This is a genomic window from Gammaproteobacteria bacterium (assembly GCA_013816845.1).
Classification (GTDB): Bacteria; Pseudomonadota; Gammaproteobacteria; order DSM-16500; family DSM-16500; genus Aquicella.
Map to the genome: position 1 here is coordinate 186176 of JACDDU010000006.1, position 10599 is coordinate 196774.

Here is a 10599-nt window from a genome sequence, read left to right on the forward strand (position 1 = left end):
AAGAGATTTAAATGAATCACTTTTTAATAACAATTGATCCAATCCGTCTCTTTCGTATCGATCGGATAATGAGAAAAGAATAATTTTTTTTCCAATGAAGACATCCTAGTGCTTTATTTTTTTGCTTACACGATGGTCTGCGCAGCCCTTTTTCTTTTAGCTGGACGCAGAGTGCTATTTTCCTTTCTAATCGCTTCTGTCATAATGCTTGTCGCTAAGGAATTTATATAAGGGCATGTCACATGAAACAATCCTCACTGATTAAAGCAATGATCCAATTTGATAAAAATAATAAGGAATACCATAAAAAAAAGCTTTCTTACTTAGTTCGAGGCATGGAACTGTTTGCTTCAGTTACTATAAAGACAAATTTAACACCAATAGCTGTTAAAGATTTGAAAAAATTCTGTGATATTAAAGGAACAATTACAGAAGACAATGCTTTTACAGCAGAGGAAATGTTTGCTATTACAAAACTCTTATTCTGGCTAGATCAAGATACGCGCAGCTTGGATCCTGTTAAACGGGAAATGGCGACTCTATTTCCAGCTAAAGAATTACTATTAGGCGAATTTACAGAAGAAGGGTACAACTTGTTACTCGATTATCGAAAAAAACATTTATTTGGCTTCGATGATTCTTTTTTGCAAAAACTCATTGAAAAAAAGGATCCTATTGCTGACTTACGCAATGACTATGTGCAAGTATCTAATCTGCGTGCATATTCTTAAATATTATAATTTTTCTAATATCTTCAAGCGTTGTGACCGATGTCACATTCTGAGCTTGTGTTTCAAGCATCATTTGTAATTGGGGTGGTACCGGTATAGGCGTATGGATCATATCCTCAATAACGGTATCACATTTGCTTGGGTCGGCTGTGGCAACCACGATCCATGGTTGTTTAGAAAGATGCTGCCTTGCATAAAAGGCAGTTGCTGTATGTGGGCATACGATCATCTTATGTTTTTTATAAATGGTTTTGACGGTATTTTTGATGTCGTCATCACTTGCTCTAATTGCTTTAACTTCATTTTTGAATGTCTTAAAATAATTAAATAAATAATGAAGTCGTTCAAAGTTACTGGGATTGCCCACGTCCATTGCATTTGCTAAGGTGACTATGCTTGCACAAGCTTTGTATTCTCCTGTCCTTAAATAATCTGATATAACTTTATTATCATTTGCTGGTTGCTAATCCGATGAGACTGAATGAGTACAATGATGTTAATGATCTCGTTAGTCATTGAAATTGCTTGCGGTGTGATGATGCATTCTATCACTCAGAAACGAGGTGTTAACGAAACCGTATGGTTCATGGTGGGTCTTATTTTAGGGCCGTTCGCACTTATTTTTATTCCTTTCATTAAAAAGCAGAGCGATTGAATCTCTCAGTGAAGAAGGTATTTCCATAGACTTCGAGCAACATCTTGCGGGTTGCTTTTTTGCAGCAAATATCCTTAAGGTATTCAAGTCAGATAAAAGCCACCCTGGAGTACCGGGATGTCCTTTGAGAAAATGATCTCTTTTTGGGAGATCCCCAACCGATTTGCTTTGGTATTTTCTTAAAAGGGATAAAGTCTAAAATCAAAAGGTTAAAAATCAAAGGCTTACCACTGTCCTCGTCCTTAATCATCACTTAATCTTGAGTATGTAGAATATCTCCATAACAAGGTGATTATAATAATGAAAACGCGTAGTTCACTTAGAATTTCTACTCAAAATAAAAAAAATAAGCTAGATTTAGAAAAGGCTAAACTACCTTCAAAGCCGCATCAATTCCTTAGAACCAATAGTAAAAAGAAAGTAACACCATACGCTGAAAACCTACCGGAAGTTGGCTCTCAATCTTCCTCTGGTGATTCCATTCCTATTAATAACCCTTTTACGAATGATCTTGAGAGTGCTCTGGACTTAAAAGCATTACATTTTGAGGATGAGACTCAGATACCTTTTGATATTTTGCGAAGAACAGCTATTTATTACTCGCGTGTAAAGTGTCTATTCTTACTATCACAAAAAACGGTTGGTAATGGTAACAATAATAATAATATTTTTTCAAAAATGAAATATTCTGATCTTATTTCAATTGATGATATAGATCAGTTACAAAAATTAGAAATGAAAAAGTTTAGAAATAATGAACATCGCAGGTTTTCCATTGAAAGCGATTTGGAATTAGTACCATTCATTGATTTAAAAAATTCCGAAGCAAAACTAAAACTTTATACCATAGTGAGCACTCATTTTACTAAGGCCAAAAATTTAATAATGAGTGCCTATTTTGATGAGACGAAAAAGTTTCGCGATAAAAAGTTAATGTTAATAAATGCTGAAATTATTACAGATCTTTATTATGCGTATTATGCATGTCACAGATTAAAAAATAGAGCAAACGTAGATGAAAAAACACATGCAGAAAATGCTTTAACCATAGCTTTTTCTCTTGAGCATATGATTCAAAAACAAGTGCGACTCATCAAGCATCAAATGGCCAAGCTACGTTTAAAACCTGTAGGTTTAAGGGCTAACGAGGACAGTCCCAGTGTCGTATTGGAACCAATCCCTCATGATCCACTTTTTATTCAATGGTATGAAGACTTCAGCTCTTTCAATCCTTTTACTACTAAACCTAAACCTATTAATTCACCCACCTTTATACAAAATCAATATGCAAGAGCAATGTATCCAGGAGAGTTTCAAGATAAATTTGGACCTGCAAAACTTTCTCAGGAAATTGGTTTCCGAATAGAAAAAGTCGATCAAGGTAACGATGATACCCTAGCTAAAAATGGTAATACGATTTTGTTAAACCCCTTCGATTTATATGCAAATATCAATGCCAGAATAATTACTGAATTTGTATCTTTAGAACAATTAACTAACTATATTGAAAATTTTTTAAACTTATGTCACATGCTATCTAAGCAACGCGTCCTTGATCCAGAAGCGATGACACCAAAAAAATATTCAATACCAACAATAGCACTCAATGATGTCATTCCAACTTTAATTGAGGAATTGTGTATTGAGCAGCTTGCATCTGTTAACGAATCTCAAATAGTGCAAACGGATCGTATTAAACCAGTAGAAATAAAAGAAAGTAAAAGTGTGTTGGTGCATCCAAATGCAGATCGTGAGCTAGAATCAAACAATGCAAATAATAACAATAGCAATCAAAAATCTACTTTAATAGAAACAACTGATTTTACTCATTTCGCTTCCGCAAATACTAATGGATTAAACTCTTCTGCAGTATCAGCTTCTGAAGACAATCCAGCAAAGACAACTGAGCCTATTGTTGCAGTACCTACACTCATGCAAACAATATATGCAGAACCTAATGTTGAAATCGCAACAAAGAAAAGAAAAGCGCTATCGGATAGCAATAATAATAACAACAATAATAATTCAAGTAAATTTTTTCAAAACAAAAAACCATCTGTTGAAAATAATCTTTATGATATTCGTAAAAAAGTAGACCTCCTTGAACGAAATTCGACCCAACCTTATATTCAAATTACGAATATTGTGAATGAGTTGGCAACGTTAATCATTAGAAAATGCTTTGAAATGCCATTCATCAATATTTTTCATGATAAAGCTCTTGCAGATCAAATAAAAAATAATTCAAATGTCGTTCCTGCGGATTGGAGTACAGAGAAATCTAATATAGGACTTTCTACGATAGCTTGGGATTATGCGATGCAACAAAAAAAACACAAGGCAAAACAATGGTTCGCTAAAATAAAACGTACGAAGGACAATGACGCGCTATTTTATCACACCCGTGCTTTTAATTTCTTAGCCGAAAAAAAATATAAAAGCGCCAAAAGTAATTTCAAAAAAGCCGCCCAATCTCATACGACGGATGAAGTAAAAGTTATTGCACTTATTCAGGTCGCATTGGTGCAGTATCAAAACGACGTCAATTATAGACCATCATTGAAATTGGTTATGGAAACCGTTCAAACATTAGGTTCGGAATTCAATACAGAAAATCCATTAATCTATTATAATCTGACGCTTATTGCTTTAATTTTAGGTGATGTTGCCGCAGCGAAGTCACATATCGAAAAAGCCATTCAACTTTTCCCTAATAATAGTGAGTATCTGCTTTTGCAAGTATTAGTTTTTCTGATGACCAATAATTTGCATGACGGTGTGGAGAAAATTAAAAATGGATTGCTAAAAGATGATTCCAAGGATTTGAGAATTCATTTATTGCTAGCTACCTTTGATCTGCGCATACTGGTTGCATTTGCTCAAGTCGACGATTATGAAAAGGCATACCATTATAAAAAAAATGCTTTATCTCATTTAGACGCCGCAATAAATTGTATGAATAATTTACGTGTTGACCTTAGAGGTTAATTAAAAAGCGAATTGGTTTTATGTCCAGCCTATGATCTTTTTAAAGATTAGGATGGGGCGAGTAAGTGGATAAGTCTACCATTTTTTTTAATTGTTTAACTGCATCATGAACCTCTGCCCAAATGCTTATGTCAAGGTTTTCTAAAGCTTTCTCGACATTTTCCCAACAACTTTTTTTAAGCGCAGATAAAAAATCCTCATCCTTAGGGTACTGCCAAGAATCGTCCGTAATGCTACACAAGAGAATAGGAAGCTATTTATTTTCCTTTCTATGAATTAAGGAGGAATATTCTCTTTGTGACTCATGATCATGATTAAGGTTATTAAAAAATAAAATAGGATTTTTTATTTCTTTTTCATTAGCAGTATGAGTTGAATATAACTTTGGAAATTCCTTAGAATTTTCGCTAAGATAAGAAAAAATATCCTTTTGGGAATAATCTGTTTTTGAATTATTTGTTTGTGATGTTTCTCTGTCTTGCATGAAGAAGATGACCTCGCCTCGATATGCCTACTTCACCCCGTGCCGGTATTGCGAATATCCCACATAAGCTTTTCTAAAGTGTAAAGATAGTCGTCTTTAAAACAAATTTAACTGGCCCCATCTAACAAATCCAAGTGATTTGCTTGCCTCTGTTATTTTATTTGGAGTAAGTTGCATATTGATATGATAATCACCGAAACGCTTGATATGCTCTGTCAGGTAGGGACTCAGGCTAGCTAGATCATCCTCTCTTATTTGCGCTCCTTCCTGGGTCAGTTGCAAAATGGTAGTGCAACTGAGTTAAGTGACAGACCAAGTTCTTCTGGTCCACAAAATGGTGATCGTCTTAACAGACAAATTATATTTGAAAATCATACGACAAACCTTACCCAACAAGATCCATTATTGAAAGTAAGCGATACACAAACAGTCATTCCTTGGGCGCAATGTTTTTTGTTCCCGGCTTGGCATCGGTTTGTAAATCATCAACGTTTTCAGTATTGTCAAATTAATTTGTATAAAAATATGGGTATGCAATGTACTTGCTTTGAAAGAACCAAATTTTAATTTCTAAATAGTATGGGCAACGATGTTTTCTTTTCGAATTAAAAAAATTGAAAAAATAATTACAACAACGCTTAAAAATAATATCCACAGAAAAAAACCTTGATACCCTGACCAATATTGTATGTAACCACTCAGAGCACCACCGATCGTCACACTCAATCCCATCAACGCAGTTCCCACAGCATACATAGACATTGGGTATTTCCCAACACCAAAACTGTGCAATAAAAAAAGTAAATAAGCACCATTCGCCAAACCAAAGCCGAACTGTGCCATTGACAATATTAAAGCAACCCAATAAATATTTTGTATCGTATAGAGGCTTAATAGGACATACCCAATATTCGTAATGCCTGCAAATACTGTTATCGGAACAAGACAACGGTTTAAAGAAATTCGCCTTAAAATAGCACTGGAAAGTAGAATACCAGCAAGCATTGCTACTGTTGCTAAAGCACCGTTGATGACGCCGACTTGTGTTGTCGATAGATTCAATCCATTCTTATCCAGTAAAAATAAAGGAACAATTTTACTGAGTTGGTTTTCTGCGAAATGGTAAATGAAAATAAATAATATTGTCCAACGTAAATAGGCTAACTGCAAAAACTCACGAATGACTTCCGCATAAATTTTTTTAAAGCGTATCACTTGATCATTACCAAGTTCTTTAGGAATCACTTTGAAATGATACAGTGATAACAGAAAGATGAATGTACTCAATAACAAAAAAGCAAATGTCCACCCCGTGTGCACACCCCATTTTAAAAAAAACAAACTTGCAAAAATGACTAACCCACCCTCACAGAGTACCTTGCCCAATTGGTAGCTTAAGGTGCGTAGTCCTATATAGCCTGCTTGTTTTTTTTGCTAAGTTGAGTGATGTATAAACCATCAATGTGAATGTCATTGATTGCTGACGCTAATCCTAAAAGAAAAAATATGCCAATACTGCTGTAAAAAAAATTCGGTAAATTCAAAATGAAGGCGAGGATTAAAAGTAAAAAAGCAATACTGAAGGACATGATAAGAATGACGCCCCGCTTGGTCATATAACTTTCGAGCAAAGGGGCAAGTAAGGGTTTTAAAAAATAAGGAATAGTGATTAAGCTGGTAAAGAATGCAATGCGAATATTATCAATATTTAAATTTTTATAGAGAATGACAGAAACGCCGGTTAACAAAGCAAATGGCAATGCCTCTAGGAAATAAAGTGTAAAGACCCAGCGCTTATCCATGTCTTTTTCCATCCCTGAATTCGATCATCCTAGTATAATCGACCAAATTGATTATAAATAGACCAAGCTTGTCAAAATGTTGAAAAAAGGGCCAGGTGCCCTTACACTGGCAAAAATCATCCAAAGAGGCTGGATCAAATGTCCTTTCCACGCATCACTGTGTACAATAAACAAGCTGTGACAAAATGGCAGCAAAAAATCAAAGTATTAGACAAGAAAATACTGGAACTTCGGCAGTCTCAACAAGAAAGTGCACACTCACTTTTATTACTTTCGCAGCAATTATCTAATGTTCTTTTAGAAAAAAATAATCTTGAATTACAATTTCAAAATAATCAAATAGCCAATGCGCAATATTATTCGACTAATCATTCAAATGATTCATCGACCATTCGTGTTATGAACAACGTTGGAGGCATATTTGCCAACTTAAGTACGATTGCATTGCAGCAACGCCACTCAAATTTATCTCAGCAAGAAATTAACTTAAATGCTCAAATTAATGCGTGTACAAAAAAACTTAATGAACAGAAAAGTGAATTTTGGCAAACAATCTCACGTCAAAGTCAAAAGACTGTTGACGTTAGAAATGCAAATACATTCTTAAAAAACCTGGAGACTAATCCAGAGTTGCTCGTACGGCATTTAATACAACGAATTGAAAAAGTATTTTCTGATTTTGAAGACCAATATCCTAATGGTCAAAATGCTGCAACGCGTTTATGCTTATATCAATATCAAAAAAAATTGAAGATTTTGTTTACAACCCCTGAAAGTGCAGCCTCTCATCACTCTAATTCTATTAAATATGAATTGATGTATGATGACCAGCAATTAGAAGAGCTGACAAAGTCTGAAAATCAAAAAAAAGACGTTAATTATCGCATTATTTACTTACGACTTTGCGGTTATTTAGAGCACGCTTTAAGTCATTTTGTGCTGGAAGAAGATTATACGTTTGCAGATCAATTAAGATACTTACTTCAAAGTACACACATCGCTTTACGTGGCGACTTACCAGATTCATTTAAGGTTCATACCCCCGCCAATATTTTGTTTAATCGCGCCAAGACGACACTGTTTGATATCACAGAAACCGAATTAAAAGAAATTGAAAAAAAGAATTATGAAATTGAATCCCAAAAATTAACGCAGATGTTAAAAGGTACGAGTTTGTTAGAAAATAAAATTGCGCATAGTCAAACTCTCACCGATCAAACCATAGGATATCATCCTGATAATCCGGATTATAAATTTCACACCCACTCCGTTCAAACGCTACAAGAGACTTTAAATCCGCATACCTGTTATAAGGCCGGATTACGTTTAAATACTTTAAAGGAAAAGGTAGATGGTGTTGAAAACGTGCCAAAAGAAATTGCAGGCGTTTTTGCGACGATTGCAGGGATTGCGATTATAGCAGGGAGTATTGCTGGGCTGATCGTAACCTTTGGAACAAGCGCTTTACCAAGCGCATTTGGCATAGCCATAGGCTTAACCATTGTCGAATCGCAAATTACACTTGGGTTGAGTTTTTCCCTTATAGCAACCCTTGGTGCAGGTTTGACATTCTTTGGTGTGCGTCACTGCCAAGCGGGCAAGCTTCAAGGTCTTTCAAAAGACTTTTCTGATATTCAAAATTGCACGAAACTCGCCTTAAAAAGTTAATCGACTAAAAGAAATGATCGGTTATCCATTTGCTATTTTAATATGAAAGGATAGAAGAGCTCTATTCCTTTCAATAAAGGTAAACTTAACCAGAATACCTCCATGCCAACCAAATCAAGATCTCGAAGATCAACATTTTGTTTGATGTCATTTTGCCACTTAGTGGGGCTATCTCCGGCTTCTACTGTATTCTAAAAATATTGTCACCGCCAAGCCCATTTTTCAGAAACTTAGTATTCCCTCTATGCTTACACTTGCACCACTTTTGCATTCTATTTTATGTTCTTGTTCATTCAAGAGACACCCTTTGGAGGTACCTTTCGATGGATCGAATTAAATTAGGCTATGATGACAATTTGGGATTGCCCCAAGATTTTGCGTAAAGTGTCGATTGCGATATCATTTCTTATCATATCTTAGAGTAAATGATTGATGCCTTTACGAACGAAGAATTATCTGCCATTTTTGTACTATCAGGTACATTACCCTATTTAAAAGAATAAATATGGTGATTCTGAAGCAATGAATCTATTGTTAACACAACACAATTTTACACAATACGAAAATCAAAAAAGTTTGCTTTATCAATGCGTGCTGCATGGGCAAGCATCCCTATTAGAAATAGCTGCCGCTTCTATGCCATCAGAAAAACAACAAAAGGAAATTCAAGAACTTAAAAGTACCGGCGAAACACTTATGCATATGGCTGTTCGAAATTTAAATCTGGAGTGCGTTAATGCTTTGTGCAAGCTAGGTGCCAACACCGCGCAAAAAAATAAAACTGGCCATACAGCATTAGATATTTTAGCGATTGAAAAAAATAAAATTCAAAATGGTTTTAGACCTTACACTTATTATGATGCACCGAGTAAGAGTTATATGTTGAGCCAAGTAAAAAATATTGAAGACTACCTGATCATTGCTAGCCATAAAAACAATTCATCTTCACTCTTAATATTAGCCCGCGAAGGTTGGTTAAAATATGAGATCATTGTAGCAACCCTTGTGTCGATGAAAAGAAGGAAAACTTAAATTTAGGATGCTGAAATTTTGCCTAAGAATAGCAGCCGTCTCGACTTAATCTTAGAATTCTGATTGGTGTTTTTTATTCCGCATGTTTGCTTTAATTCAAATCTCTCAACAAAAAATACGCTAGCAAAACATGTATCTCATGTTTACTAGCGTATTAAAATTTACTTCTTAAGGGAAACACCTAAGGATACGTCAACTTTCTTAGTTTGATTAGATTTTCTTTGGAAGATGCTCGTTACAGAATGTGTCCATCGTGAGAAAACACTTTCCTTTTGACTGTTCGCTTCAGTAGCGATGTTATTATTCGTATTAACGATAAGGTGTGGCGTTTGGTTATTTGCTTCCTTACTCAAACTGCTATTCATCACACGTTGTGAACTAGCTTGTAAACCTTTAGATTGCTGTTTATTTTGATCCGTATTAGCACTCCATTTCTCATCGCTTTTGTGCTCTCTTTCAGCCCAAGCTTTCTGCACCATGTGTACAGGGGTAGCAATTGTTTGATAAAGTCCGTGTATAGCAAGACTTAAACAAGGAAGACCTAATAACACAAAAGCAAGAATGCCTACAGGTGGGAGGGCCACTGTAAGAAAACCGAATCCAATAAGCGCTCCGGTACCCACAACGAACATGCCTAAACCGTGTGCTAAATCCTTACCTAATGCTAACCAGTTTTTGTCGCGCCAGTTGCCTTCAGATCCGAATGTTGTTTCATAATTTGCCATGATGCTATTTCTCTCTTAAGAAGTTAGGTTCTCTTGCAAAAACGATAAGTGTCTCCTGCGGAAAATTTATAAGTAAGGCATAACGATGAGATCAAAGCAACCAGCAGAGTTTAAATGGCGTCATTTTCAAAGCGAAATTATCCTGCAATGTGTACGTTGGTACTGCAAATATGGGATCAGTTATCGTGATTTAGAGGAAATGATGAGTGAGCGTGGGTTGTCAATTGATCACACTACTTTATATCGCTGGGTTCAATACTATGCTCCTTTACTAAAAAATAAACTTGAATGGTATCAAAAGCGTTATTCAAGTCGTTGGCATATTGATGAAACATACATTCGAGTTAAAGGTGAATGGAAATATTTGTATCGCGCTATAGATGAGCGAGGCAATACACTGGATTTTTATCTTTCAAAGCGGCGCAATACGAAAGCGGCTAAACTTTTTTTACAAAAGTTGATTAAGCGAAATAAAGATTATTGTCCATCAGTAATTAATACTGATAAGAACCCT

Annotated in this window: 13 protein-coding genes; 7 read left to right on the forward strand and 6 right to left on the reverse strand. The window is 35.3% G+C overall.

Annotated features, from left to right (window positions below; all coding sequences use genetic code 11):
* Positions 1-242 precede the first annotated feature (242 nt).
* Positions 243-731: a hypothetical protein gene (locus H0W64_11670; GenBank protein ID MBA3662382.1), complete on the forward strand. Its 489-nt coding sequence runs from the start codon at positions 243-245 to the stop codon at positions 729-731.
* On the opposite strand, the gene H0W64_11675 is transcribed toward H0W64_11670, so the two are convergent.
* Complete coding sequence (locus H0W64_11675; protein ID MBA3662383.1) at positions 709-1104, reverse strand: hypothetical protein; 396 nt, start codon at positions 1102-1104, stop codon at positions 709-711. The two genes, H0W64_11670 and H0W64_11675, sit on opposite strands and share 23 nt — an antisense overlap.
* Positions 1105-1212: 108 nt before the next feature.
* On the opposite strand from H0W64_11675, the gene H0W64_11680 reads away from it, so the two are divergent.
* Together H0W64_11680 and H0W64_11685 are read left to right on the forward strand one after the other, a co-directional pair.
* Positions 1213-1386 carry a hypothetical protein gene (locus tag H0W64_11680; protein ID MBA3662384.1) on the forward strand — a complete coding sequence of 58 codons (174 nt, stop codon included), beginning with the start codon at positions 1213-1215 and terminating at the stop codon, positions 1384-1386.
* Positions 1387-1686: 300 nt separating this feature from the next.
* Positions 1687-4374, forward strand: coding sequence for a hypothetical protein (locus tag H0W64_11685; protein ID MBA3662385.1), 2688 nt, complete (start codon positions 1687-1689; stop codon positions 4372-4374).
* Between the two features lie 253 nt (positions 4375-4627).
* Here H0W64_11685 and H0W64_11690 read toward each other — a convergent pair whose 3' ends face one another.
* Together H0W64_11690 and H0W64_11695 are read right to left on the reverse strand one after the other, a co-directional pair.
* Complete coding sequence (locus H0W64_11690; GenBank protein MBA3662386.1) at positions 4628-4858, reverse strand: hypothetical protein; 231 nt, start codon at positions 4856-4858, stop codon at positions 4628-4630.
* A 96-nt stretch (positions 4859-4954) separates the two neighbouring features.
* On the reverse strand, positions 4955-5140 hold the full coding sequence (locus tag H0W64_11695) for a Tn3 family transposase (protein ID MBA3662387.1): 186 nt from the start codon (positions 5138-5140) through the stop codon (positions 4955-4957).
* Between H0W64_11695 and H0W64_11700 the strand changes: the two genes are divergently transcribed.
* On the forward strand, positions 5135-5425 hold the full coding sequence (locus H0W64_11700; GenBank protein ID MBA3662388.1) for a hypothetical protein: 291 nt from the start codon (positions 5135-5137) through the stop codon (positions 5423-5425). The genes H0W64_11695 and H0W64_11700 overlap by 6 nt on opposite strands.
* 3 nt (positions 5426-5428) lie before the next feature.
* On the opposite strand, the gene H0W64_11705 is transcribed toward H0W64_11700, so the two are convergent.
* Positions 5429-6244, reverse strand: coding sequence for an MFS transporter (locus H0W64_11705; protein MBA3662389.1), 816 nt, complete (start codon positions 6242-6244; stop codon positions 5429-5431).
* Between the two features lie 23 nt (positions 6245-6267).
* Positions 6268-6660 carry a hypothetical protein gene (locus H0W64_11710; GenBank protein ID MBA3662390.1) on the reverse strand — a complete coding sequence of 131 codons (393 nt, stop codon included), beginning with the start codon at positions 6658-6660 and terminating at the stop codon, positions 6268-6270.
* A 138-nt stretch (positions 6661-6798) separates the two neighbouring features.
* On the opposite strand from H0W64_11710, the gene H0W64_11715 reads away from it, so the two are divergent.
* On the forward strand, positions 6799-8328 hold the full coding sequence (locus tag H0W64_11715) for a hypothetical protein (protein MBA3662391.1): 1530 nt from the start codon (positions 6799-6801) through the stop codon (positions 8326-8328).
* 522 nt (positions 8329-8850) lie between these two features.
* Positions 8851-9360, forward strand: coding sequence for an ankyrin repeat domain-containing protein (locus H0W64_11720; GenBank protein MBA3662392.1), 510 nt, complete (start codon positions 8851-8853; stop codon positions 9358-9360).
* Between the two features lie 161 nt (positions 9361-9521).
* On the opposite strand, the gene H0W64_11725 is transcribed toward H0W64_11720, so the two are convergent.
* Entirely contained in the window at positions 9522-10085 is a 564-nt protein-coding gene (locus H0W64_11725; GenBank protein ID MBA3662393.1) for a hypothetical protein, read from the reverse strand.
* 85 nt (positions 10086-10170) lie between these two features.
* On the opposite strand from H0W64_11725, the gene H0W64_11730 reads away from it, so the two are divergent.
* Positions 10171-10599 (forward strand): IS6 family transposase (locus H0W64_11730; protein ID MBA3662394.1); only part of this gene is annotated, 429 nt, incomplete at its 3' end.